Genomic DNA, 24515 nt, shown 5'->3' on the forward strand with positions numbered 1-24515 from the left:
AACGGCATGCCTGATCCGTCCTGGCCGGTCATCCTCTGGCATATGAAAAGTCACATCCAGGTAGCCTGCTATGTCCTGCTGTTCCTCTATTCACTCGGACGCGGGGCCGCGGCGCCGGAGCGGATACTTTCCGGCCTGCTCTGCGCGATGCTTCTGGTCGACAGGATATATCATGCCGTTTCGCCGCAACCGATCCTTTGGGGCCACACGGATCTCGTGCATCTCGGTATCGATGCGACGATGCTCGCCTGCACCTTCGTCGTCGCGCTCCATGCCAACCGCGTCTATCCCCTGTGGATAGGGGCGGCGCAGATCATTGCGGTATCCGGCCATATCTACCGCCTGGCGCTCACGCAGATCAACGAATTCGCCTACGACATGATGGTGATGCTGCCCTCGTACATCCAGCTGGTCGCGATGACCCTGGGGCTTGCTTTTCACATGTCGCGGCGCAGGAGGCTGGGCAATTATCCGTCCTGGCGGCGCTCCTCGAGCCTTACACCGGCGGCGGCGAGGACATCGCTCGCCGCCTGATCGCTCGGTTCGGATCGCTCCGCACCATCTACTCCGCCTCGCTGGACGCCCTGGCCGATGCGCTCGAAGCAGTCGACGGACGGGCCGGGGTCGCCTCGGCCATCGTCGCCGCGCGCCGTCTCTCGGAAGCCGCGACCCGCGAGGTGCTGCTGGGGCGACCCGCCGACACCGATACGCCGGAATTCCGCCATTACCTCGTCAACCGCCTCGGTAGCCGCCGCGAGGAATGCGTGATGATCCTCTTTCTCACCGGCGAGGGGTTGTACATCGCGGAAGACCTCTACGTCGGCGGGAAAAGGGCGGAAATTCGCATACCGCTGCGCCGCACCGTGCGCCGGGCCTTCGACCTCGACGCACGGCGCCTCGTCATCGCGCACAATCACCCTTCCGGGATACCCCGGCCCAGCGCCGCCGACATCGCGGCGACGACCCGCTTCCGCGAGGTCGTCGAGGCGCTCGAGATTGGCCTCGACGACCACTGCATCGTCAGCAGCAACCGCGTGGTGAGCATGCGGGCGATGGGACTGCTGTGAAGGTCTTCAGTTCTTCAGGCGCAGGCTGACGAACAGCGTGCGACCAACCTCGGGATAGCCGTCGACCGTCGTATAGTTCTCGTCCAGCAGGTTGCGACCGCCGACGCCCAGCGTCGCCCATTCGGTGACGTCGAAGTCGACCCGCAGGTTCGCCAGCGCGTAATCGCCGGTCTGGTAGTAGCGCGTACCGGCCGTGTTCACCGTCCAGCGCTTCGATGCGATGTCGAGGCTGGGCAGGATACGCAGCGCCGCGACCGGCGACCATTCGGCCCAGACGAAGCCCGAGTGCTCGGGCACGCCGATGGGGTGGAAGGCCGGGATCGAGGGATCGTCCAGCTTGCGATGGACCCAGCCGTAGTTGGCGCCTGCCCGCAGCCCCTCGGCGATCTGCGCGGTGGCCGAGACTTCCGCGCCGTAGTAGTCGCCAGAGCCCACGTTGCGGCTCTGGGCGACGGCGTTGCCCTGGTAGACGAACGGGAACGAGACGATCGCGTCGTCGAGCTTGGCGTACCAGCCCGACGCCTCGATGCGGAGCGGACCGAACTGGCGCGCGCCGCCCAGTTCGACCTGCGTGGCGCGTTCGGCCTTGAGGCCCGGGTTCGAGACGGCGCCGCCGAAGCGGGTGCTGAAACGCTCGAAGATGGTGGGGAAGCGGGCGCGCGAGGAAACCGAGAGATGCAGGTTCGTGTCGGCGTCGGGCGTCCACAGCAGCTGGCCCTGCGCGTTCCAGGCATCGCCGTTGCGCAGCTTGTAGTAGACGAAGGCGCCGGCGGTGTAGTCCTCGGCCCGGCGCAGGTCGCGCCAGTCGTAGCTGGCGCCGATCACCAGTTCGAGCTGCGGGGTCAGCTTGTAACCGTTCTCGATCGCGGCGCTGTAGGTTTCCTCGATCGTCGTCTGCCACGGCTCGAACACGCCGCTGGGGAAGCTCTGCTGGATCTCGCGGTGGCGGTCGTTGCGGTAGTGGAAGGCCACGCTCAGCCGCTCGGCGTCACTCGGGCGCAGGTCCAGCGAGGCCGAGCCGCCATAGGCGCGGTCGCTGTAGGCGCTGTTGAACGAGCTGCCGCGCGTCTGGGTGCTCAGCGTCGCATCGTCGAAGCTGTCGAGGCTGTTCTTGAACGTGTTGTAGTAGGCGCGCGTACGCAGCGTCGCGATCTCGCCCAGCTGGGTGGTCGAGAGGAAGTAGACGTTCTGTAGGTTCCAGTAGGGCCAGGTCCAGTAGCGCAGGCCGGTGCTGTCGGAGACGTGCGTCGGCGCCAGCTTCTCGCCTTCCTGGCGGGTGTAGCTGATGGCATATTCGTCGGTGGCGTTGGGGGTGAAGCCCACCTTCGCGTTGACCCGCCAGTCCTCGGTCCGCGACAGGTTCCGCTCGCCGCCGTCCTCGTTGCGGGTCGGCTTGAAGTCGTTCGAGAGGTCCCAGTGGTCCGTGAAGTTGCGGGCGTAGCTGGCCTGCGCGTACCACGTGTCGTGCCGGGTGCCGAGCGAGGCGAAGCCGGTGTAGCCCGCATAGTCCGCGTCGTTGTCGAGGTTGAGGCTGAAGCGCGCCTCGGCATCCAGTTCCTTTTCCGGCTTGCGGGTGACGAGGTTGACCGCGCCGCCCATAGCGCCGGGGCCGTTGAGCACCGAGACGTAGCCCTTGGCGACCTGGATTTCGGCGACGTCGGGCGTCAGGAAGCGGCCGTAGTCGAGGCGTCCGTCGGCGGGCAGGTAGACGCGGATGCCGTCGATCGAAAGCGGCACCTGGTAGCGGTCGAAGCCGCGTACGTAGATCAGGCGCTCGTTGCGCGCATTGCCCGAGAGGCCCGCAGTGACGCCGGGGATGAGCTTGACGGCATCGTCGAGGGTATCGCGCGAGAAGTCGTAGATGGCCTCGGCATTGACCGAGGACGAGGTGATGTCGCTTTCGGCGGCACGCGGCGCGGTCACCACGATCTGTCCGAGACCGAACGTCTGGCTGTCGTCCGCCGCGAAGGCGGGTACGCCTGCGGCAGCGGCCAGCGATGCGGCAAGTGCCGCGGTTACGCGATATTTCATGAAAACCCCCTTGAAACCTATTAGCATCCGCGCTTTGAGCGAATCTATATCGCGTCGTATATAAATGATCCTTGGAGCTGCAAGCATGATACGAACTCTGGGCGCGCTTTTCATCGCGGGTGCGGCAATCTCGGCACCCCTCCTGGGGGCCGGAGCGTCGGCGCAGGAGGCGATGGACGGCCGTGAGCATGCCGCCTGTACCGCTGCCGCCACCCTCCCTGCCGACCTCGCAGGCTGGAGCGCCGCCCATCGGCCGCTCAAGGCTGCGGTGAAGTCCTCGGGAACGAGCAAGGCCTTGCTGCTGCAGGGTACTGCCTTCGATGCCACCCTCGCGCCGACGCCCAAGGTCGAATACGTGCTGGAGCCGGGCAAGCCGGGCGGCTCGGTCAGCTACGGCGGTCTGTTCGCGTTCGACGTGGCGCAGGCCGGGCGCTACCGCGTCGCGCAGAACGGGCGGTCGTGGGTGGACGTGATCGTCGATGGCAAGGCGGTGACTTCGGCGGCGCATGGTCATGGGCCGGAGTGCTCGGGCGTGACCAAGATGGTCGAGTACGACCTCCCCGCCGGGCGTCACCTGCTGCAGATCGCCGCGAACGGCGAAGCGGGGCTGACGGTGATGGTCGCGCCTGTCCAGTGATCGGCGCGCGATGAGCAGGGCGGTCCTGTTCGGTTGCCTGCTCGTGGTGGCGGGGGCCGGTGCCGCCAGGGACACGGGCTCGACCGGGGCGGCCGAGGTCGCGCTCGGGCGGCGGCTGTTCCACGACGGGGACCTCTCGGTCAACGGCACGCTGTCATGCGCGACTTGCCATGATCCGCGCCACAGCTTCGCCGACGGGACGCGCGCCCACCCTGGTGCCCACGGCGAGTCGGGGCTGCGCAACGTGCCCTCGCTGGTGAACGTGGGGGCGCTGTCGCCGCTGACCTGGGGAAACGACACCCTGACCACGCTCGAACTGCAGGCCATGGTCCCCATCGCGGGCGAGGACCCGGTCGAGATGGGGATGAAGGGCCAGGAGGCCGAACTGGCGCGGCGGCTCTCGGCCAATCCGTGCTACCGCAAGCTGTTCAAGGCGGCCTTCCCCCGGACGCGCGGGCGGATCGATTTCGCCTCGGTTTCGTCGGCGCTGGCGGCGTTCCAGCGGACCATCGTCAGCCACGAGACCGCCTGGGACCATGGCCGGCTGACCGCTCCCGCCGCACGCGGGGAAGCGGTGTTCCGGGGCGAGGCCGGATGCGCCTCGTGCCATTCGGGGGCCGAGTTCACCGACCTCCGGTTCCACCGCCTCGCCGCCGAGCCCGAGGTCGCCGCCAATGGCGACCATGGTCTCGCCAGGGCGAGCGGGCGGGACGAGGATCGCGGCCGCTTCCGCACGCCCTCGCTCCGTAACGTGGCGCTAACCGGCCCTTACCTGCACGATGGCAGCGCCGCGACGATGGCCGAGGCGGTCGCCCGCCACGGCATCGCCCTGGCCCCTCGGGACGCCGCGGACGTGGAGGCCTTCCTGGAAGCGCTGACCGACGCAGCGGTCACCACCGATGCCCGCTATGCCCGTCCCGGCCGGACATGCGAGGTGTCCTGAAGGCCCGTCTCAGGCCGTGACGCAGCGGTTGCGCCCGGCGCGCTTCGCTTCGTAGAGCGGCACGTCGGCGCGGGCGATCCAGTCTTCGACGCCGACGACATCGTCGCCCAGCGCGGCGATGCCAAAGCTCGCGGTGATCGCGATAGTGCGCGCCGGCCCGATGGCGATCGGATGCGAGGCCACGGCCGCGCGGTAGCGCTCGGCGGCGGCGAGCGCGGCGGCGGCGCTGGTTTCGGGCAGCAGCATCGCGAATTCCTCGCCGCCGATGCGGCCGAGCAGGTCCGCCTGGCGACCGGAGCCTTCGAGCACTTCCGCCAGTTCGCGCAGCACCGTGTCGCCGGCCGGGTGGCCCCAGGTGTCGTTCACGGACTTGAAGTTGTCGACGTCGATCAGCAGCAGCGACGCGGCGTGGCCGTGACGGCGCGAGCGCGCGATCTCCTGCTCGACCTTCTCGATGAAGCCGCGCCGGGTGAGGGCGCCGGTGAGCTGGTCGCGCTCGGCGATGCGGCGCAGTTCCATCTCGTTGACGACGATGCTGGCGAAGTTGCGCAGGATCGCCAGTTCGCCCTCGGTGAACTCGCGCACCTTGGTGTCCACCGCGCAGAGCGCGCCGACGTTGTATCCGTCCGAGGTGACCAGCGGCACGCCGGCATAGCTGCGCACGTGAGGGTCCTGCGTCACCGCCCCGTAATCCGCGACGCGCCGGTCGAGCGTGGCATCGGGAATGAGCAGCGGCGCGCGCTGGCCGATGGCGTGCGCACAGAACGATTCGCTGCGCGGCGTCTCGCTCGCGTCGAGCCCGGCGATCGCCTTGAACCACTGCCGGTCCTCGTCCACCAGCGTGACCGCCGAGATCGGCACGCCCAGCACGGTGCGCACAAGATTGACGATGTTCTCGAACGGCTCCTCGGGCGGCGTGTCGAGGATCGCCAGGCGGCGCAGGGCGGCGAGGCGGGCGGTTTCGTCGGCAAGGGCGTTATCGGCGTACATGCGGCAGGAAAACTCGTTCGGCGCGCATTCCCTGCGCTGGGACCCGGTGCGACGGAGCTTTGGCAATCCTCGCAGCTTTACGGGGGAGGCGGTAAAGGAAGTGCGAACGTGGGGCAACTTCCCTCCGCTTGCTGCATTGCCGCCATCAACCATTTGACAATGCGCGGCCCGACACGAAAGTGTCGCGCAGTGCGCACATGCCGTTCCGGCGCGAAGATCGCCCTACACTTGGAGACGCTTGCTTGACCCAGATCGTCACAGTCCCGACCACGCCCTTCGACGGGCAGGCGCCCGGCACTTCGGGCCTGCGCAAGAAAGTGAAGGTCTTCCAGCAGCCGGGCTATGCCGAGAACTTCATCCAGTCGGTCTTCGACGTCGTGCAGCCGCAGCCGGGCGCGGTGCTGGTGATCGGCGGCGACGGGCGTTATCATAACCGCACCGTGATCCAGCAGGCGATCCGCATGGCGGCGGCCAACGGCTACGGCCGCGTGCTGGTCGGGCAGGGCGGCATTCTTTCCACCCCGGCGGCAAGCCACGTCATCCGAAAGTACCAGGCGAGCGGCGGTCTCGTCCTCTCGGCCAGCCACAACCCCGGTGGCCCGGACGAGGACTTCGGGATCAAGTACAACATCGCCAACGGCGGCCCCGCGCCGGAAAGCGTGACCGACGCGGTGCTGGCGCGCACCAAGACGATCGAGCGCTGGCTGACCGTGGAGACGCCCGACATCGACCTCGACACGCTGGGCGAGACTTCGGTCGGCGGCCTGACCGTCGCGGTGCTCGATCCCGTCGCGGACTATGCCGACCTCATGGAGGAGCTGTTCGACTTCGCCGCCATCCGCAAGGCGGTGGCCTCGGGCTTCACCATGCGCATGGATTCGATGAGCGCGGTGACCGGGCCCTACGCCGTCGAGATCCTTGAAAATCGGCTGGGCTTCGCGCCGGGCACCGTCGTCAACGGCGTCCCGCTGGAGGACTTCGGCGGGCATCACCCCGACCCGAACCTGATCCACGCCAAGGACCTTTACGACCTCATGATGTCGGACGACGCGCCCGACATCGGCGCCGCGTCGGACGGCGATGGCGACCGCAACCTCATCATCGGGCGCGGGCGCTTCATCACGCCATCCGATTCGCTGGCGATGCTTGCCGCCAACATCCAGATCGCCCCGGCTTACCGCGGACGCCTCGCCGGTATCGCCCGCTCGATGCCGACCAGCGCCGCCGCCGACCGCGTCGCGGAAGGCCTGGGCGTGCCCTGCTTCGAGACGCCGACCGGCTGGAAGTTCTTCGGCAACCTGCTCGATGCGGGCAAGGTCACGATCTGCGGCGAGGAGAGCGCGGGCACCGGTTCCGACCACGTGCGCGAGAAGGACGGGCTGTGGGCGGTGCTGCTCTGGCTCAACATCCTGGCGGTGCGCGGCATCAGCGTCGACGAGCTCGCGAAGGAGCACTGGGCGCGCTACGGGCGCAACTACTACGCCCGGCACGACTACGAGGGTATCGAGACCGCCGGCGCCAACGCGCTCATGGACGGCCTCAAGGCGCAGCTGGCCACGCTGCCGGGCAAGAGCTTCGGCCCGCAGGTGGTCAGCCATGCCGACAGCTTCTCGTACACCGATCCGGTCGACGGCTCGGTCAGCGCCAACCAGGGCATCCGCGTATTGTTCGAGGACGGCAGCCGCATCGTCTTCCGCCTTTCGGGCACCGGCACGCAGGGCGCGACCTTGCGCGTCTACCTCGAACGCTACGAACCGCGTGCGGGCGACCTCGACGCCGAGACGGGCACGATGCTGGGGCCGCAGATCGCCGCGGCCGAGGTCATCGCCGGCATCGCGGCGCACACCGGCCGGACCGCGCCCGACGTCGTGACCTGAGGGGCTGGCCCTCCGCACAAGGCGACACAGGTTTACACGGTTTACACGGTCCAGGGGGGAAACACGCCTTTCCGGGGCGAAAAGTGTCGCCTTGCGTGCCGATGTGTCGCCTTGCGGCGGTAAAAGTGTCGCCTTGTGCCGAAAACTGTCGCCTTGTGTGGTGACAGGTGTCGCCTTGCGTCCCGCGCAAGTGTCGCCTTGTGCGATGGTCATGGCGCTGCCTGCGGCGGGCGAGGGATGGCGGCGGGGCATGACCGGAGCATGCCGTGACCCTAACGCGGCGGCGGGCCTGTAGGAAAACGGTCTGTCCCACCGTCGCCCCTGCGAAGGCGGCCCCCGCTTCCTTGCGCGCGGCCTGGAAGGAACAAGCGGGATCCCGGCCTTCGCGGGGATGACGGCATGGGGGAAGCGGCATGTGACGCCCCGAACGCTTTCCTCATCCCCGCGCAGAGCCGCTCCTGCGATCAATTGGATATGTTGCACCGCGCAAAACGCCAGATTTCACGATAATCGGCTATTCTCGCCCGCCATGTGTATACATCATGGATCAGTCCCCTCTTGCCTCCCGGCTCGCCCCCCGCCATCACGCGGGTAAGAGAGAGGACCGCGCCTTATGAGCAAGCACATCCATCTGGTCAGCTTCCTGATCAATTCGCCGATCAACCACACCGTGCTCAGCTGGGCGCAGCCGGGCGACAACCGGCTCGACGCGCTGCACGACCTCAGGACGTGGCAGGAACTCGCGCAGACGCTGGAGCGCGGCAAGTTCGACGCCATCTTCTTCGCCGACACCCCCGGCGTCTTTGACCGCTACCGCGAGAGCCACGAGGACGCGGTGAAGTACGGCGTGTGCTGGCCCTGCATGGACCCCGTGGTGCTGCTCTCGGCGCTGGCGGCGGCGACCACGCACCTCGGCCTGGCGACGACGATGTCGACCAGTTCGTACCAGCCCTGGACCATCGTGCGCCAGCTCGGCACGCTCGACTACCTCTCGGGCGGGCGGATCGGCTGGAACATCGTCACCGGCCACCTGCGCGGCGAACACCGCGCGCTGGGTCTCCACCAGCTCGAGCACGACCGCCGCTACGACCGCGCCGATGAGTACATGGAGGTCTGCTACAAGCTGTGGAACTCGGTGAAGCCCGGCGCCATCCTCGCCGACCGCGAGAGCGGCATCTACGCCGACCCCTCCAAGGTCGAGTTCATCGACCACCAGGGCGAGTTCTTCTCGTGCCAGACCGTCGCGCCGGTGCCGCCCTCGCCGCAGGGCCATCCGGTGCTGTTCCAGGCGGGCAGCTCCGGGCGCGGCCAGCAGTTCGCGGTCAGCCACGCCGACGTGGTGTTCTCGATCCAGCCCAACGTGCCCGGCATGAAGCGCTTCATGACCAACCTCGAGGACGCGGCCAAGGCGGCGGGCAAGAAGACGCCTGGCGTCAGCTTCGGCATCCAGCCGATCGTCGGCGGCACCGAGGAGGAGGCGAAACGCAAGCTCGCCGACCTCGTCGACAGGCTGCCGATCGACGCCTGCCTCACGCGGCTGTCGGGCACCATGGGCGTGGACTTCGCCGGCATGGACCTCGACCAGCCGCTCGCCGAGATGCAGACGCAGGGCTCGCAGGGGCTGATGAAGGCGTTCTCCAACATCGAGGGCGACAAGCCGCTGACCCTGCGGGAAGTGGCGATCCGCTGGGGCCTCGCCGTCGGCAAGCCGCAGATCGTCGGCACGCCCGAGCAGGTGGCGGACGAGATGGAGCGGATCTGGCGCGAAACCGGCTGCTACGGCTACAACGTGACCCCCACCGTCATGGCCAGCTCGGTCACCGACTTCGTCGACCAGGTGGTGCCGATCCTCCAGGCCAAGGGCGTCTACCGGACCGAGTACGAAGGCACCACGCTGCGCGAGAACCTGGGGCTCTGATGAAGGCACACAACATTGCGCAGATGAGGGAGCTGGCGAAGCGCCGCCTGCCGCGGGCGATATGGGAGTTCATCGAGCGCGGCACCGAGGACGACGTGCTGGTGAACTGCAACGTCTCGGCGCTGCAGGACGTGCGGCTGCTGCCGCGCTCCTTGCGCGACGTGTCGCAGCGCTCCAGCGAGATCGAGCTGTTCGGCCGCCGCCAGCCGCTGCCGCTGGTGATCGCGCCGACCGGCGTTTCCGACCTGCTCTGGCACCGCGGCGAGCGCGCCATCGCCTCGGCGGCGGCGTCGGCAGGAATCCCCTTCACCCAGACCACCAGCTCGACGACCAGCTTTGCCGACATCGCCAAATGCGCGACCTCGGGCCACTGGATGCAGATGTACCTGTGGGAGCGGCGGGACCTGTCGTGGGCCGTGGTGGACGCGGCGCGCGAGAACGGGGCGGACGTGATCGTCCTCACCGTCGACACGCCGATGTGGCCGCTGCGCGAATTCAACAAGCGCGCCGGCATGTCGAACCCGATCCGGCCCAACGGGACGCTGGTGTCGGACTTCCTCAAGCGGCCCTCGTGGTTCGCTTCCGTGATCTGCCGCTACTACTTGCAGGGCGGTCTGCCGCAGTTCGCCAACTATCCCCCCGAGGTCGGCGGCAAGCTGACCGGCACCGTCAGCCGCGTGTCCAATTCGGCGTCGGTCAACTGGACCGACGTGGACGAACTCCGCCGCCGCTGGCCGGGCAAGCTGGTCATCAAGGGCGTGCTCTCGGCCGAGGACGCGAAGATCGCCGTGGAGCGCGGGGTCGACGGCATCGCGGTGTCCAACCACGGCGGCCGCAACTTCGACAGCTCGCCGCCCGCGATCGACGTGCTCGCCGGGATCGTCGATGCGGTGGGGGACCGCACCACCGTCCTGTTCGACAGCGGTGTGCGGCGCGGCGCCGACGTGCTCAAGGCGCTGGCGATCGGCGCCAAGGCGGTGATGATCGGCCGCGCCACGCTCTACGGCTGCGCGGCCGGGGGGCAGGCGGGGGCTCGCCATGCGATAGACCTGCTGGCGAACGAGATCGACGTGGGGATGGCGATGCTGGGCGTGACCCGGCTGGATGAACTCGACCGCAGCTATCTGGTACCGGGGACATATCGGGGCTGATTGGCCGCATCGGCGCCCACCCAAACCACGCTTGACCCCGCGCAGGGGGGGCGCATGCGCGCGGGCGATGGTGGTTTGATATTGGGGAGGATCAGGCCCCGGCCTTGCGCTCTGCGTCCAGTGCGGCCACCCGAGCCGCCGTACCCGGCTCCTCCAGCAGCACCGACAGCGGCGCGTCCAGCCGGCGCCGCCAGTTCGGATGCTCGGTGATCGTGCCGGGCAGGTTGGGTTGCTCGCGCTGCGCCAGCAGGTCCTCGAGCGGCGCGATGGCGAGCCCGCAGGGGGTGCGGCCGATGTGGCGCAGCGCCGCCTCCACCACCGGAGCCGGATCATCGGGCGAAGGACGCGGTGCGCTATCGCCCGTGAGCGTCGCCCAGAGCAGGCCCCGGTCCCAATCCCGGCGCTGCTCGGCCAGCGCCCGCGTCATGTCTGCCGGCAGTCGGCCCAGCTTCTCGGCCCAATCGAGGTCGCGCCCGCTCCACCAGCCGGCGACGGTGGCGGTGTCGTGGGTGCCGGTCATGGCGACGGCCTGCGCGGCATAGTCGGCGGCGCCGATGAAGCCGTCGTCCTGCGCGCGCTCGAACCACAGCACGCGCATGCCCAGCATGCCGCGTGCGGTGATGGCCGGGCCGAAGCCGTCGGGGAAGGTGCCGAGATCCTCGGCGACGATCAGCGCGCCGGCGAGGTGCGCTTCCAGCGCCACGAGGCGCACGAGGTCCTCGAACGGGTAGCGCAGGTACGCGCCCGCGCTGGACGGCTGGCCTTCGGGCACGACCCATAGCCGTGCGAGGCCGAAGGCATGGTCGATGCGCAGCGCGCCCGAGGTCGCCAGCGCGGTGCGGAGGGTCGCGATCCACGGGCCATAGCCGCTGCGCGCGAGGCCGCGTGGGCTGAAGCCGGTAAGCATCCAGTTCTGCCCGAGCGGCCCCAGCGGATCGGGCGGCGCGCCGATCGTCAGCCCCTGCAGCAGCGCGTCGCCCATCGACCAGGCATCGGCGCCGCCGGTGTGCACCCCCACCGCGAGGTCGGCGAGCAGCCCGACCGCCATGCCCGCCTCCCGCGCCCGCGCCTGCACCACGGCGAGACTCTCGCGCGCCAGCCACTGGGTGAACAGGTGGAAGGCCACTTCCTCCGCGTTCTCCCGCGCGAAGCGGGCCACCGCCGCGCCGTCGGGGTCATGGTACACCGAGGGCCAGGCCTGCCAGCCGTGCGCGCCGCGCGCGCGGAAATGGACGTCGAGCGCGTCGTAGAGCGCCTGGCGCTTCAGGCCCTCGCCGTGCGGGGCATTGTCGCGCGCGATCCGCTCGTGGGTGGCCGCGTCGAGCCCGGCGAACACCGTGCGCAGCTGCGCCAGGCGGCAGGGCAGGGCGCTTTCCCAGTCGATCAGGCCCTCGGCATGGATCGTATCGTGGGGCAGCGGCGGCAGGCCCAGCAGCGCGGGGTCGCCCATCGCGCCGTTGAAGTAGAGGCGGCTGGAGGGCGAATAGGGACTGAAATCGTGGCCATGCCCGGCGAACAGCGCGTGGACCGGGTTGATCGCCAGCGCATCCGCACCGCGCGCGGCGAAGGCATCGACCGCCTCGGCGAGTTCGGCGCAGGTTCCAAAGGGACGCGGCGCCGCGCCGCGCAGGGCGGGGATCTGCACCGCCGGGCCCCATATGCGGCCCTCGCCCAGCGCCTCGACCGAGGGACATTCGCGCGGGGCGACGGCGAGGGTGAGGGCGTGGCCATTGAGGGTGAGCGGGTAGTAGCCCGGCTCGTCCACCGGCGGCAGCGTCCAGCCGGAGGTGTCGAGGCTGCGCGCGGTGCCATCCGATCCCGTCAGTTCCGCCCGGGCGAAGCTCGGCGGCAGAGGTGTCGCCGCGCCGACGTCGGTGACCAGCATCACCGGCGCTTCGATGCGTTCGCGGCGGACCAGTTCGAGGCTGGCGGCGATCTCGGCGGGCGTGTCGGCGGGATAGCCCAGCGCCGTCGCAATGGCTGCCAGCGAGGCATCGCCAACCGTCTGCTCGACCCCTTCCGAGCTCCACCAGATGCGCATGAGGCCGATAGCCTCGGCCAGTCGGTGGAGTTCGGGCATCTGGACTGGCTGCATCCGGGGTCTTCGCTCCTTGCGGCGGTGCGAGTGGAGGGTGGTCGGTCGGGTTGAAGCACCTCGCTCGGTTTGTGTCGAGTGAAGTCGGGGGCTGGGCTTTTTGTCGCGCGGGGACGACGGGGTGGTTGGGATGGGCCGATCCGGCAACCGCCCTGACCCGCCCCCCCTCGCGAACCGCGCGGGCGATCGTTCCAAGGCGGGGACTTGCGCCCTCGGCCCCGGCGCTCGACGATGCCCGCAAAGACAAGGGAGAGAACAGATGGCCAAGATCGACATCGGCGGGATCGGCATCGCCTACGAACTGCTGGGCAAGGAAGGCGATCCGGCCATCGCGCTGACGCCGGGGGGGCGCTTCACCATGGACGTGCCGGGCCTGCGCGAGATGGCGGACGAGTTCGTCAAGGCCGGCCGCCGCGTGCTGATCTACGACCGACCCAACTGCGGCCTCTCCGACGCCTGCCTGCTGGGCGAGAGCGAATCGGAGATGCAGGCCGAGGCGCTCTCGGGCCTGATCCGCAAGCTGGGCCTCGGGCCGACGGTGATCGCGGGCGGATCGGGCGGCAGCCGCGTCTCGATGCTGGCGGCGGCGCGCGATCCGGAAATCTGCTCGCACCTCGCGCTGTGGTGGATCTCGGGCGACCCGATCGGCCTCATGCAGCTGGCCACCTACTACTGCGGCGAGGCGGGATCGCTGGCGAGCGTGGGGGGCATGGAAGCGGTGCTGAAAGCCACCAGCTGGGCAGAGAACTTCGCCAAGAGCGAACAGTCGCGCACGTTCATCAGGGCGCAGGACCCGGACAAGTTCATCGCCGTGATGCAGAAGTGGGCAGCGGCCTACGTGCCTTCGCCGATCACCCCGGTGCCCGGCATGACCCCGCGCGACTTCGCCCGGCTGACGATGCCCACGCTGGTGTTCCGCAGCGGCAAGAGCGATCTCTCGCACACCCGCGCGACCTCGGAATGGGTCCACCGGCTGGTGCCGCACTCGCTGTTCCTCGATCCGCCGTGGAACGACGACGAGTGGAACTACCGCTCGGCCCAGACCATGTCGGGCACCGAGGGGCACACGCTGTTCCGCTCGTGGCCGAAACTGGTGCCGCAGATCCTCGACTTCATCGGCGGGTGACAATTCGTGCCGGGCATGAAGCATCGTCGGGGCGACGGCGCGGCGTGTGGCGGACATTTTCGAGATTAATCGGGTAAGTTGTTGTCAGTATGCAATATTGGAGCGACGATCGCTCGTTCCGCGCGGGCGCGCGGGCGCTCCGGCAGCCGTTGGGGACGAGCGGTGATCCCGCCCGCACTTGACAGGTGTACAATATTGGAGCGACGTTCGGGCTGAACGAGAGGCGGCGGGCGACAGGTCCGACCACCCCCGGGGAGGATCACTGGAAGCACCGGGGCAGGCGCCTCCGCGCCGTTTTCCCAGCTTCTCCCCCATGGCCCGCGCGGGCTCTCGAACGCATGGGGGCAGGGTCCGGCAAGGGCCCGCCCGCGAGGTACAGGGAGGGAAGACAATGAACCGATCCGAGATCCGCCGCGTCCTGGCACTGGGCACGAGCCTGGCGGTGGCCGCGCTGGCCACCCCCGCCATCGCGCAGGACACCGCCGCCGATGACGTGGTCGATCCGAACGCCATCGTCGTCACCGCGCGCCGCACCGAGGAGCGGCTGCAGGACGTGCCGATCTCGATGACCGTGTTCAACCAGGACCAGCTGACCCAGCGCAACGTCGTCAGCACGGCGGACCTCGCCACCTACACCCCCTCGCTCTCACTCAACGCCAAGTACGGGCCGGAGAAGGCCTCGTTCGTGATCCGCGGCTTCGTGCAGGACCTCGCCACGCAGCCATCGGTGGGCACCTACTTCGCCGACGTCGTCGCCCCGCGCGCCGGCGGCTCGACCACCTCGGGCAACGGCGTGGGCGTGGGCGCGATGTTCGACCTGCAGAACGTGCAGGTGCTCAAAGGCCCGCAGGGCACGCTGTTCGGCCGCAACACCACCGGCGGCGCGGTGCTGCTGGTGCCCCGCCGCCCGACCGACATGCTCGAAGGCTACGTCGAGGGCACGCTCGGCAACTACGACCAGCGCCGCGTGCAGGCGGTCATCAACCTGCCGCTGGCCGACACCTTCAAGGTCCGCCTCGGCATCGACCGCATGAAGCGCGACGGCTATCTCGAGAACCACTCGGGCATCGGGCCCGACGCGCTGGGCAATTCGAATTTCATCGCCGCGCGCCTGTCCGTGCTCGCCGAACTGACGCCGGACCTCGAGAACTACACGATCGCCAGCTTCTCGGACGCGGACAGCTACGGCACGATCGCCCGCGTCGTGGGCTGCAACCCGGCCTCGCCGCTGGCCACGTTCTGCCAGCGGCAGGTCGACCGCCAGGACGCGCGCGGCGACGGCTGGTGGGACGTCGAGAATTCCGAGCCCGACCCGCGCCTGCACATGCAGACCTGGCAGGTCATCAACACCACCACGCTCACCGCCAGCGATGCGCTGACGATCAAGAACATCGCCAGCTACGGCGAATTCCGCGAGACCACGCGCCTCAGCCTCGAGGGCGAATACTACACCAACGCCGCGAACCAGCTGGCGCAGACGCTGATCCGCATCAACAACACGCCGGGCTACAACAACGCCAGCCAGTCCACCTGGACCGAGGAACTGCAGTTCCAGGGCCGCAGCGGCGACGGCAAGCTCAACTGGCAGGGCGGCGGCTACTACGAGGCGAGCGACCCGATCGGCTTCACCTCGCAGGCGACCACGCAGCTCACCAACTGCCAGAACGCCTACGACCAGCTCGGGAACTACCTCGCCGGCGGCCCCGTCGTCAGCTGCCCGCCGGGGTCGAGCGCGAGCATGTCGATCCCGTTCCAGAAGACCTGGTATCGCAGCAAGGGGCTCTACGCGCAGGGCACTTATGCCTTCACCGACCAGCTCAGCCTGACCGGGGGCCTGCGCTACACCTGGGACACGATGACGCACCGCTACGACGGCACCAACCTGCGCTTCCCGCTGACGGGCGGCACGACCATCGGGTGCAGCAACGCCGTGCGCGTGACCAATGCCAACGGCACTCCCGTGGTGCTGGGCTCGCTCGCCGAGCATGCCCGCTGCAACGTCACCTTCACTGCCAAGTCGGACAAGCCGACCTGGCTGGTCGACCTCGACTACAAGCGCAGCGGCGACGTGCTGCTCTACGCCAAGTGGGCGCGCGGCTACCGCGCGGCGGGCGTGGCCTCGGCCAACGTGCTGCTGGAGACCTGGGGGCCGGAGAAGGTCGATACCTACGAACTGGGCGCCAAGACCAGCTTCCGCACCGGCGGCATCCGCGGCTATTTCAACGTAGCGGCCTTCTACAACGACTTCCGCGACCAGCAGATCTCGGCCGCGCTGATCCGCAATCCGCGTCCGGGCAACCCGTTCATCGGCGGCAACGCCATCGTCAACGCGGGCAAGTCGCGCATCTGGGGCGTCGAGGTCGATACCTCGGTGAGCCTGCTGGACGGGCTGAAGGTCGACGCGGGCTATACCTACCTCAACACCGAGGTGCTCAAGCTCACGCCCCCGGAAGTGCCTGCCGAGGCCGCGCAGTTCTACACCGCGCTCGTCCCCACCGCAGTCGAGGGCGGGCGGTTGGCGCTGTCGCCCAAGCATCGCCTGACGCTGACGGGCAGCTACACGCTCCCGCTCGACGACAGCATCGGCAAAATCAGCTTCGGCGCGACATACGTCTACACCAGCGAGCAGGTCCTGAGCCTTGCCACCGCGCCGCAGTTCCGCAACGCGCCGCCAAGCAACCTGCTGAACCTCAACGCCAACTGGAACGACGTGCTCGGCGCGCCGATCGACGCCTCGTTCTTCATGACCAACGTCACGAAGGACAAGTTCCCGCTCAACGTCAACAACGCCTACGCCTCGTTCGGCATGGAATCGCAGATCGTGAACGAGCCGCAGATGTATGGTTTCCGCCTGAAGTACCGCTTCGGCTCCTGACCCGCAGTTGGATGGCGGGCGGGTTATGCCGGGCCATCCACCGGTTTTGCCGGAGTTGTCCACAGGGCTTGGCGCGGGCGTTGTCGGGTCGGCCTAACCCTCCGTCGTCCAAACCTTCGCGGGGACGGCGGGGTTTTGCCGATGAGGTCGTATGCGTGGCATCGCGGCCGATCCTCCCTGTCGCGAAGCGATGGGGAGGAATTGGCCCGGCCTCTCAGACTTCCAGCAGCCTCGGCATCAGTTCGACGAAATTGCAGGGGCGGTTGCGGCTGTCGAGCTGTTCGGCAAGGATGCCGTCCCAGCCGTCCTTGACCGCCCCGTTCGAGCCGGGGAGCGCGAACAGGTACGTCCCGCGCGCGACGACCGCCATGGCGCGGCTCTGCACGGTGGAGGTGCCGATGGTCTTGTAGCTGAGCCAGCGGAACAGCTCGCCGAAGCCGGGGATCTCTCGCCCGCCCAGTCGGCCTAGCGCTTCGGGCGTGACGTCGCGCCCCGTCAGGCCGGTGCCGCCGGTGGAGACGACGGCGTCCACTTCGGGATCGTCGATCCAGCCGTTCAGCAGGTCGGCGATCTGCGCGGCGTCGTCGCGCTCGATGGTGCGGCGCACGAGATTGTGGCCGGCGTCGATAATACGCTGGGCGAGGATGTCGCCCGAGGTATCGTTCTCGGCCGTGCGGGTGTCGGAGACGGTGAGCAGGGCGATGTTGATGGGCTTGAACGTCCGCGACAGGTCAACGGCCACGCAGCAGGGCTCCGTTCGAGGCCATGCGCACGCCCTGCGATCCGGCGAGGCCGGGGAAGGTCGGCCACTCGCCCTGCGCCAGTTCCATGCGGCTTTCGGACGCGCCGCCGGCCTGGCGTTCGTACATCCAGTAGTTGCGCATGACGATGTTCACGTAGCCGCGCGTCTCCCAGTAGGGGAGAGATTCGATCCAGAGCAGCGGATCGCCCTGGCAATTCACCTCGGTGTTCCAGCGGCGCACGGGCAGCGGGCCGGCGTTGTAGGCGGCCATCACCTTGGGCAGGAGCCCTTGCGTGCCGGGGTCGTTCCTCAGCGTCTCGAGATGGCGCTGGCCGAAGGCGAGGTTCACTTCCGGCTTGTTGAGGTCGGTCGCGTTGCCCGACACGCCGAGCGCGGCGGCATGGTCCTGCGCGGCGGCGGGCATGATCTGCATGAGGCCGCGCGCGCCCGCAGGGCTGACGACATTGGCGCGGAACACCGATTCCTGCAGCGCATGGGCATAGACCAGCGCCGGATCGACCTTCCACCCGCCGACCGGCGTCCACTTGGGCGTCGGGAAGCGCGTCGCCGGTTCGGGCTTGCCGCCGTAGGGCGCGTTGTAGGCCATCCACAGCTGCGTGCCGGGCAGGCCGAGGTCGCGTGCCAGGCGGGTGAGGGGGGCGTATTCCGAGGCGCTGCCGATGCGGGCCTGGTGGCGCAGCACTTCGTCGGCGAGGCTGTCCTTGCCGATCTCGGCGAGTTCCACCGCGGCGCGGACGTTGGGATTGGCGCGCAAGGCTTGCCAGTCGGCCTGGGTGAAGTCGGCGGCGGCGTGCTGCTCGGGGATCCTGAGGCCGAGCTGTTCGGACGCGAGCATGCCGTAGAGCGTCTCGTCGCGCGCGGCGGCGAGGCGCAGCGCGGCGGCGGCCTGCTCGGGCTTGCGGCAGCGCACGAGCGCGCGGCTCTTCCAGTAGTGCGCGGCGCTGGTCAGCTCGGCATTCTCGGAGGACTGGGCGGTGCGGCCGAAGGCATCGGCAGCGCCGTCGCAGTCACCCAGCCGCCAGGCGGCGAGCCCGGCGACCCACCAGGCCTCGCCCACCCACGGCCCGGTGCCGAGCGCGGCGAGCTGGGCCATCTGGTAGGCCTGCGCGTCCTGGTTCTCGATATAGAAGCTCCAGGCGACCTTCTGGCGCCATTCGGCCTGCGTCGAGGTGCTGAGATTCGCGTCGATGCCGTCGAGCAGCAGACGGGCGCCCATCGGGTCGTCGTTCTTGATGCGGTCGAGGATGCCGGCCGATATGGAGCCGGGCATCGTCCCGTCCTCGATCGAGGCGGGACGCACGCGCTTCGACATCGAGGGCAGGCGCGCGAAGCTCTGTTCGCTGGGGAGGGCGGGGACGCTTTCCGCCCCACGCTTGAGGGCAAGGCGGCTGATCTGGTCGGCGCCCGGAAGCTCAGCCCCCTGCGAGAGCCAGGACTGGAGTTCGGCCAGCTCGATCTTGGGGGAGCCGGAGGCGAGGTAGTATTCGGCGCGGACCTGCTGGTGCAGCGGTCCGTCGGGGCGCTGGGCGAGCAGCAGCTTGACGGTGGCCCAGTCCTTGCCGTCGATCGCGTCGAACACCTGCTTGTAATATGCCCGGTCGTCTTGGCTCAGCAGCGAGGGGACGGCGGTGCGGTCCGCGCGGGTCCGGAAATAGTCGACCGCCGCGCTGTTGGCGAAGGCGGGAACGGCCGAAACGGTCGCGGCGAAGGCAAGCCCGGCCAGCAGTCCCGTTCTGGTCAGGCCGGGGCCGGCCCTGGTAATTCGTTTCAAAATCTTTTTCCCCGCGATCCTGTGCGATGCCTGCCGGCGGGAGACGGACGTTTCAAGCCGACGTCCATTCCAGCCAAGCCTTCCAGAGCACCGGCTTCGCGCGCGGTTGACCGAGCAGCGAGGGCAGGGCCCAGGAGGCAAGCAGGGGTATCGATCGCCCTTCATGGTTGAAACTTCGTAAAACGGCAGGCCGTTGCGGCGATTCGTGGCCGATTAGCGACAGGACGTTGCTGCCGAGCACGAACAGCCGCTTCGGAGCCACCAGCCCTACGTGATGCGTGAGCACCTGGCCGAGCCCGAACGCGCCCGCCTGGGCCCAGTCGGCGCCCGGCGTGTGGCGCGGCAGGGCGCTGGCGAGGTACACCTCCTCGCGCCGGGTGCCGAAGGCGGCGAGGATGGCGTCGAGCAGGCGCCCCTGCGTGCCCGTGAGCAGCGCGCCGCTGTCCTCGGCTTCGGGTTCCTCGACGACGACCATGATCTCGGCGCCGGCGGGTCCCTGCGGCGCGACGCGGGCGGCGAGGTCGCCTCCGCCCAGCAGCGGCTCGCTCATCCACCAGGCGGCGAAGGCGGCGAGGTCGACGGGCAGGGCGGCCGGGTCGAGACGGGCGGGCGGCGGCGGGGCATCGACGTCGGCGACGGGCGGACGCGGCGGGCGGCGATCGGCGGGGCGTTGGCCCTCCGCCTCGGTCGGCGCGAGCCAGGTGACGGGTTCGTCGAGGAAGTCGCTGTCCACGCCCGCCTCGCGCCACCAGTCGAGCGCACCTGTGATATCGTGCAGAAATTCAGGATTTGGCGGTTGATCCATCGCGCGGGTCTTGACCTGCCGCGCGGGAGCAATCAAGGCTCAAGACGATTTAATCGCTCGACTAAGCCAAAAGGCTATGGGCAAACACGGAATTTGACGGGGCTGCCATGATTGAACGCGAAGAGATGCCTTACGACGTCGTCGTCGTCGGCGGTGGACCTGCGGGCCTGGCCACGGCGATCCGGCTCAAGCAGGTCGATCCCGAACTGCAGGTCTGCGTGCTCGAAAAGGGCTCCGAGATCGGCGCCCACATCCTCTCGGGCGCGACGATCGACCCCAAGGCGCTCGACGAGCTGCTGCCCACCTGGCGCGAGGACGGCTGCCCGCTGGCCGAGACGCCGGTGACCGACAACTGGCATTGGCACCTGACGAAGAAGGGCAAGATCGGTCTTCCGCACCTGATCCAGCCGCCCTTCATGTCGAACCACGGCAATTACACCGGTTCGCTGGGCAACCTGTGCCGCTGGCTGGCCGAGCAGGCCGAGGCGCTCGAGATCGAGATCTTCCCCGGCTTCCCCGCCGCCGAAATCCTCTACGACGACAAGGGTGCCGTCGTCGGCGTGCAGACCGGCGACATGGGCGTCGACCGCGAAGGCAACGAGAAGGGCGACTTCCAGCCCGGCATGAACCTGCTCGGCAAGTACACCGTCTTCTGCGAAGGCGCGCGCGGCCACCTGACCAAGCGGCTCAAGGCGAAGTACGACCTCGAAGCGAACTGCCAGCCGCAGATCTACGGCCTCGGCATCAAGGAGCTTTGGGACATCCCGGCGGACAAGCACGTCCCCGGCCGGGTGATCCACACCCAGGGCTGGCCGATGAGCGAGAGCGACAGCTGGGGCGGCGGCTTCCTCTACCACCAGGCCAACAACCAGGTCGCGCTCGGCTTCGTCACTGCGCTCGATTACAAGAACCCCTACGTCTACCCGTTCGAGGAATTCCAGCGCTGGAAGCAGCACCCGGAAATCCGCGCGATCCTCGAAGGCGGCAAGCGCGTGGCCTACGGCGCGCGCGTCATCAACGAGGGCGGCTGGCAGTCGGTGCCGCAGCTGGCGTTCCCGGGCGGCGTGCTCGCGGGCTGCTCGGCGGGCTTCGTCAACGTGCCGCGCATCAAGGGCACCCACACCGCGATGAAGAGCGGCATGCTCGCCGCCGAATCCATCGCCGCCGCCATCAAGGCGGGGCGTGAAGCGGACACCCTGCAGGACTACGACGACGCCGTGCGCTCCAGCTGGATCGCCAAGGAACTGAAGCTCGTGCAGAACGCCGAGCCGATGGTCGCCAAGTGGGGCACCGAGCTGGGCACCGTCCTCGCCGGCGCCGACATGTGGCTGCGCACGCTGTTCGGCTTCGGCCTCGCCAAGCCGATGAAGCACCACACCGACGCCAGCGAGACGCAGCGCGCCGACCTCTACAAGCCGATCGCCTATCCCAAGCCCGACGGCGTCATCAGCTTCGACCGCCTGACCAGCGTGGCCTACTCCTTCACCAACCACGAGGAGGACCAGCCGGTCCACCTCAAGCTGAAGGACCCGGCGATCCCGACCGAGATCAACCTGCCGATCTATGCCGGGCCGGAAGCGCGCTACTGCCCGGCGGGCGTCTACGAATTCGTCGATGCCGGGGCCGGGCCGAAATTGCAGATCAACGCCCAGAACTGCGTCCACTGCAAGACCTGCGACATCAAGGACCCGACCCAGAACATCGAATGGGTGACGCCCGAAGGCGGCGGCGGTCCGAACTACCCGAATATGTGATCTCCGAAGGTCATTTGCGAAAACGAAGGAGCGTCGGGGTTGCCCCGGCGCTCCTGTCGTTTCAGGGAAGGCGCGATGACACTTTCGGAAACCGCCTACGCCAAGATCAACCTCGCGCTCCACGTCCGCCGCCGGCGCGAGGACGGGTATCATGAGCTGGAAACCCTGTTCGCCTTCGTCGATGACGGCGACCGGCTTTCGGCCTCCCCCGCCGGCGCCGACAGCCTCTCCACCCACGGCGAGTTCGCGGGAGGAATCGCCGATCCGTTCGGCAACATCGTCGCGAAGGCGCTGCTCGCCCTGCCGCATGGGACGGGCTGGGCGGTCGAACTCGAAAAGCGGCTCCCGGTCGCGGCGGGCCTCGGCGGCGGGTCGGCGGACGCGGGCGCGGTGTTCCGCATGGTCGAGGCCGCGCACGGCCTTCCCGGCGGCTGGCAGGCGAAGGCCGCTAAGCTGGGCGCGGACGTGCCCGCCTGCGTGCGATCGGTAACCTGCATCGGCACCGGTACCGGCACCGACCTCGCCCCCGTCGAGAGCGACCTGACCGGCACCCCGGTGCTGCTGGTCAACCCGCGCGTGGCCCTGCCGACCGGGCCGGTGTTCAAGGCCTGGGACGGACTCGATCGCGGGCCGATGCCGAGCGGCTCGGTGCGCGCCGCCGCGCTCGAAGGCCGCAACGACCTCGAGGCGCCGGCGATCGCAATCTGCCCCGTCATCGCGCAGGTTCTGGCGGCCCTGCGCGCAACCGATCCGTTCCTCGCGCGTATGTCCGGATCGGGCGCGACGTGCTTCGCGCTTTACGAGAACGAGACGCAATTGCACGCGGCGGCGGAAAAGCTGACGAAAGCCTGGCCCCGGTGGTGGCAAATGGCGGGCAAGTTGCGATAACGTCCGGCACGTCAGGTCTGGAGGTCAGTTTGGAATCCGATTTTCACCGTCTGCTCGGCACGCCGCAAACGGGCGGCGTGCTCGTCGTCTCCGACCATGCCTCGAACCGTGTTCCCGACGACATCGACCTGGGCATCGACCCGGCGCTGATGCAACTCCACATCGCCATCGACATCGGCGTCGCAGGCATCGCCGAGCGGATGGTCGGCTCCGGAACCGCCGCCTGGCTCGGCAACGTCAGCCGCCTCGTGTGCGACTACAACCGCAAGCACGATGTCCCCGGCATGATGCCCGAGGTCAGCGACGGCCACGCCATCCCCGGCAACATGCTGACGCCCGAGCAGCGGCAGGGGCGGGTCACGCGCTTCTTCGAACCCTACCACGCCGGGCTGGCGGCGCTGCTCCGGGATACCCCGCCCGCGCTGATCCTGTCGCTCCACAGCTTCACGCCCGACCTTGCGACCTGCGACAAGCCGCGCCCGTGGCAGGTCGGCGTGCTCTACAACCAGGACGAACGCGCCGCGCGCCTCGCCATTCCCTACCTCGAAGGGCTGGGCCTCGTCGTCGGCGACCAGGAGCCGTACTCTGGCAAGCTCCTCAACGCCTCGATGAACCGCCATGCCGAGCCCAACGGGCTGCCGTACCTCAGCATCGAAGTGCGCCAGGACCTGATCGCCGACGCCGCCGGACAGGCCGAATGGGCCGAGCGGCTCACCGGCGTCTGCCGCGCCGTGGTGGCGGGGCTCGCCGCCTAGCCCTGCGGCCCGGCATCGGGGGGAGGTGCCTTGCCGTCCGCGCCCGGTTTTCTCAGCCCCAGCAGTTCGAGCAATCCGTTGCGCAGCTTGCCGAGCGCGAGCACCAGCGCCGTCAGCGCCACCACCACGGCGGTGACCAGCTTGAGCCAGACCGGCGCCTGCTCCAGCGAATCTCGCACATAGCCGAGCGCGGTGACCTCGACCTTGAAGCCGTAGGAGCGCGGCGTGCTGACGACGTTCCAGTAATTCCCTTTGCGATCCTTGACCTGAACGGTGGTGGTGATCGTCATCATGTGGTCGCCGCCGCGTTTGGGCGTGACCTGCCAGCCCCACACCGTCGAGGGATAGGGATGGCCGAGATGCACGCGCTGGGTGCGCTCGCGCAGCGTCTTGATCTCGAAGGTGTCGTCGCCCTGCAGGTCGGCGGCGACGAATTCGCCCACCATCATGCCGAAGTGCTCGACGTGGCCTGGCATCTGCTCGACCACGTCCTCGGGCGCCGGGGCCAGCGGGCCGGTCGGCGCGGACGGGGGCATCGGCAGGACGACCTCGGGATCGTCGGTCATGGCATCGGAAGGCGCAGCCGAGGGATCGCCCGAAGGGGGCGGCGGGGGCGGGGGCGGTGGGGGAACCGGCTCCGTCACCGGCTTCGGCCGGTCGGCGGCCACCGCGAGCCAGACGGTGAAGCTTTCGCCGCGCCGCAGCGGGTTGGGAGCATTGAACGCAGCCGTACCCGGGGTCTGGCGCGCGGCCTGTTTCTCGAAATCAGCGCAGTCCTCGGGCGGCACGTAGTCCTGGACGATCTGGCAATAGTCGCCGCCGCTGGCGGATGTGTTCCGACCCGAGCCGCCGTCGCACCCCGGAAGGGCGAGCAGCGCGGCGGCCAGAAAGGCGCAGCTAACAAGATGGTAGGACCGTGACATGTCCACCCCCCAACATATGACGTCCCCATCGCAAGGGTTTCACGGCGCAGCGGACCTGTCAATCGGGGGGCTTTACCGACCCGCTTCGCTCACGCGAAATATAATTACGAAAACTGCCGTTGAATTGAAACCTAATGCCGTGTAGG

At 68.7% G+C, this 24515-nt stretch carries 19 protein-coding genes; 12 read left to right on the forward strand and 7 right to left on the reverse strand.

Annotation, left to right across the window (positions count from 1 at the left end):
* Positions 1 to 6 precede the first annotated feature (6 nt).
* On the forward strand, positions 7 to 534 hold the full coding sequence (locus AC07M9_RS05170) for a hypothetical protein (protein ID WP_494881891.1): 528 nt from the start codon (positions 7 to 9) through the stop codon (positions 532 to 534).
* A gap of 143 nt (positions 535 to 677) precedes the next feature.
* On the forward strand, positions 678 to 1067 hold the full coding sequence (locus AC07M9_RS05175) for a JAB domain-containing protein (protein ID WP_494881893.1): 390 nt from the start codon (positions 678 to 680) through the stop codon (positions 1065 to 1067).
* A 6-nt stretch (positions 1068 to 1073) separates the two neighbouring features.
* On the opposite strand, the gene AC07M9_RS05180 is transcribed toward AC07M9_RS05175, so the two are convergent.
* Positions 1074 to 3098 carry a TonB-dependent receptor plug domain-containing protein gene (locus AC07M9_RS05180; protein WP_494881895.1) on the reverse strand — a complete coding sequence of 675 codons (2025 nt, stop codon included), beginning with the start codon at positions 3096 to 3098 and terminating at the stop codon, positions 1074 to 1076.
* 85 nt (positions 3099 to 3183) lie between these two features.
* Between AC07M9_RS05180 and AC07M9_RS05185 the strand changes: the two genes are divergently transcribed.
* Positions 3184 to 3735 carry a homogentisate 1,2-dioxygenase gene (locus AC07M9_RS05185; protein WP_494881896.1) on the forward strand — a complete coding sequence of 184 codons (552 nt, stop codon included), beginning with the start codon at positions 3184 to 3186 and terminating at the stop codon, positions 3733 to 3735.
* A 10-nt stretch (positions 3736 to 3745) separates the two neighbouring features.
* Complete coding sequence (locus AC07M9_RS05190; protein WP_494881897.1) at positions 3746 to 4678, forward strand: cytochrome-c peroxidase; 933 nt, start codon at positions 3746 to 3748, stop codon at positions 4676 to 4678.
* Positions 4679 to 4687: 9 nt separating this feature from the next.
* Here AC07M9_RS05190 and AC07M9_RS05195 read toward each other — a convergent pair whose 3' ends face one another.
* Positions 4688 to 5668, reverse strand: a complete 981-nt coding sequence (locus tag AC07M9_RS05195; protein WP_494881899.1) for a GGDEF domain-containing protein — start codon at positions 5666 to 5668, stop codon at positions 4688 to 4690.
* 242 nt (positions 5669 to 5910) lie between these two features.
* On the opposite strand from AC07M9_RS05195, the gene AC07M9_RS05200 reads away from it, so the two are divergent.
* The 3 genes from AC07M9_RS05200 (at position 5911) to AC07M9_RS05210 (ending at position 10614) form a co-directional block, all read left to right on the forward strand.
* Positions 5911 to 7545: an alpha-D-glucose phosphate-specific phosphoglucomutase gene (locus tag AC07M9_RS05200; RefSeq protein ID WP_494881900.1), complete on the forward strand. Its 1635-nt coding sequence runs from the start codon at positions 5911 to 5913 to the stop codon at positions 7543 to 7545.
* A gap of 613 nt (positions 7546 to 8158) precedes the next feature.
* Positions 8159 to 9463, forward strand: coding sequence for an LLM class flavin-dependent oxidoreductase (locus tag AC07M9_RS05205; protein WP_494881901.1), 1305 nt, complete (start codon positions 8159 to 8161; stop codon positions 9461 to 9463).
* Positions 9463 to 10614, forward strand: coding sequence for an alpha-hydroxy acid oxidase (locus AC07M9_RS05210; protein WP_494881903.1), 1152 nt, complete (start codon positions 9463 to 9465; stop codon positions 10612 to 10614). Before AC07M9_RS05205 ends, AC07M9_RS05210 begins: the two co-directional genes overlap by 1 nt.
* 91 nt (positions 10615 to 10705) lie before the next feature.
* Here AC07M9_RS05210 and malQ read toward each other — a convergent pair whose 3' ends face one another.
* Entirely contained in the window at positions 10706 to 12709 is a 2004-nt protein-coding gene (gene malQ, locus AC07M9_RS05215) for a 4-alpha-glucanotransferase (protein ID WP_494881904.1), read from the reverse strand.
* A gap of 259 nt (positions 12710 to 12968) precedes the next feature.
* Between malQ and AC07M9_RS05220 the strand changes: the two genes are divergently transcribed.
* Both AC07M9_RS05220 and AC07M9_RS05225 read left to right on the forward strand, forming a co-directional pair.
* Entirely contained in the window at positions 12969 to 13835 is an 867-nt protein-coding gene (locus AC07M9_RS05220; RefSeq protein ID WP_494881905.1) for an alpha/beta fold hydrolase, read from the forward strand.
* 391 nt (positions 13836 to 14226) lie between these two features.
* Positions 14227 to 16710 (forward strand): TonB-dependent receptor, encoded by a 2484-nt coding sequence (locus AC07M9_RS05225; RefSeq protein WP_494881907.1) that lies wholly within the window; start codon positions 14227 to 14229, stop codon positions 16708 to 16710.
* A 214-nt stretch (positions 16711 to 16924) separates the two neighbouring features.
* Here AC07M9_RS05225 and moaB read toward each other — a convergent pair whose 3' ends face one another.
* From moaB to AC07M9_RS05240, 3 genes are all read right to left on the reverse strand, one after another.
* Positions 16925 to 17452 carry a molybdenum cofactor biosynthesis protein B gene (gene moaB / locus AC07M9_RS05230; protein ID WP_494881909.1) on the reverse strand — a complete coding sequence of 176 codons (528 nt, stop codon included), beginning with the start codon at positions 17450 to 17452 and terminating at the stop codon, positions 16925 to 16927.
* Positions 17442 to 19214 (reverse strand): lytic transglycosylase domain-containing protein, encoded by a 1773-nt coding sequence (locus tag AC07M9_RS05235; RefSeq protein WP_494883890.1) that lies wholly within the window; start codon positions 19212 to 19214, stop codon positions 17442 to 17444. Before AC07M9_RS05235 ends, moaB begins: the two co-directional genes overlap by 11 nt.
* 82 nt (positions 19215 to 19296) lie before the next feature.
* Complete coding sequence (locus tag AC07M9_RS05240) at positions 19297 to 20049, reverse strand: uracil-DNA glycosylase family protein (RefSeq protein ID WP_494881911.1); 753 nt, start codon at positions 20047 to 20049, stop codon at positions 19297 to 19299.
* A gap of 107 nt (positions 20050 to 20156) precedes the next feature.
* Here AC07M9_RS05240 and AC07M9_RS05245 point away from each other — a divergent pair, with 107 nt between their 5' ends.
* The 3 genes from AC07M9_RS05245 (at position 20157) to AC07M9_RS05255 (ending at position 23446) form a co-directional block, all read left to right on the forward strand.
* The gene (locus tag AC07M9_RS05245; RefSeq protein ID WP_494881913.1) at positions 20157 to 21803 is read left to right on the forward strand and encodes an electron transfer flavoprotein-ubiquinone oxidoreductase; all 1647 of its coding nucleotides are present in this window, start codon (positions 20157 to 20159) and stop codon (positions 21801 to 21803) included.
* Positions 21804 to 21878: 75 nt separating this feature from the next.
* Positions 21879 to 22691, forward strand: coding sequence for a 4-(cytidine 5'-diphospho)-2-C-methyl-D-erythritol kinase (locus tag AC07M9_RS05250; RefSeq protein ID WP_494881914.1), 813 nt, complete (start codon positions 21879 to 21881; stop codon positions 22689 to 22691).
* 29 nt (positions 22692 to 22720) lie between these two features.
* Positions 22721 to 23446: an N-formylglutamate amidohydrolase gene (locus AC07M9_RS05255; RefSeq protein WP_494881915.1), complete on the forward strand. Its 726-nt coding sequence runs from the start codon at positions 22721 to 22723 to the stop codon at positions 23444 to 23446.
* On the opposite strand, the gene AC07M9_RS05260 is transcribed toward AC07M9_RS05255, so the two are convergent.
* Entirely contained in the window at positions 23443 to 24369 is a 927-nt protein-coding gene (locus tag AC07M9_RS05260; protein ID WP_494881917.1) for a hypothetical protein, read from the reverse strand. The two genes, AC07M9_RS05255 and AC07M9_RS05260, sit on opposite strands and share 4 nt — an antisense overlap.
* Positions 24370 to 24515: the final 146 nt, after the last annotated feature.

It is taken from the genome of Novosphingobium sp. GW821-FHT09E05, from assembly GCF_059416165.1.

Bases quoted from the DNA above. Each gene is read 5' to 3' on its own strand.
- AC07M9_RS05240 (WP_494881911.1), bottom strand. From the start codon at position 20,049: ATGGATCAACCGCCAAATCCTGAATTTCTGCACGATATCACAGGTGCG.
- AC07M9_RS05220 (WP_494881905.1), top strand. From the start codon at position 12,969: ATGGCCAAGATCGACATCGGCGGGATCGGCATCGCCTACGAACTGCTG.
- AC07M9_RS05245 (WP_494881913.1), top strand. From the start codon at position 20,157: ATGATTGAACGCGAAGAGATGCCTTACGACGTCGTCGTCGTCGGCGGT.
- AC07M9_RS05210 (WP_494881903.1), top strand. From the start codon at position 9,463: ATGAAGGCACACAACATTGCGCAGATGAGGGAGCTGGCGAAGCGCCGC.
- AC07M9_RS05170 (WP_494881891.1), top strand. From the start codon at position 7: ATGCCTGATCCGTCCTGGCCGGTCATCCTCTGGCATATGAAAAGTCAC.
- AC07M9_RS05205 (WP_494881901.1), top strand. From the start codon at position 8,159: ATGAGCAAGCACATCCATCTGGTCAGCTTCCTGATCAATTCGCCGATC.
- AC07M9_RS05195 (WP_494881899.1), bottom strand. From the start codon at position 5,668: ATGTACGCCGATAACGCCCTTGCCGACGAAACCGCCCGCCTCGCCGCC.
- AC07M9_RS05225 (WP_494881907.1), top strand. From the start codon at position 14,227: ATGAACCGATCCGAGATCCGCCGCGTCCTGGCACTGGGCACGAGCCTG.
- AC07M9_RS05180 (WP_494881895.1), bottom strand. From the start codon at position 3,098: ATGAAATATCGCGTAACCGCGGCACTTGCCGCATCGCTGGCCGCTGCC.
- AC07M9_RS05190 (WP_494881897.1), top strand. From the start codon at position 3,746: ATGAGCAGGGCGGTCCTGTTCGGTTGCCTGCTCGTGGTGGCGGGGGCC.
- AC07M9_RS05250 (WP_494881914.1), top strand. From the start codon at position 21,879: ATGACACTTTCGGAAACCGCCTACGCCAAGATCAACCTCGCGCTCCAC.
- AC07M9_RS05260 (WP_494881917.1), bottom strand. From the start codon at position 24,369: ATGTCACGGTCCTACCATCTTGTTAGCTGCGCCTTTCTGGCCGCCGCG.
- malQ (WP_494881904.1), bottom strand. From the start codon at position 12,709: ATGCAGCCAGTCCAGATGCCCGAACTCCACCGACTGGCCGAGGCTATC.
- AC07M9_RS05185 (WP_494881896.1), top strand. From the start codon at position 3,184: ATGATACGAACTCTGGGCGCGCTTTTCATCGCGGGTGCGGCAATCTCG.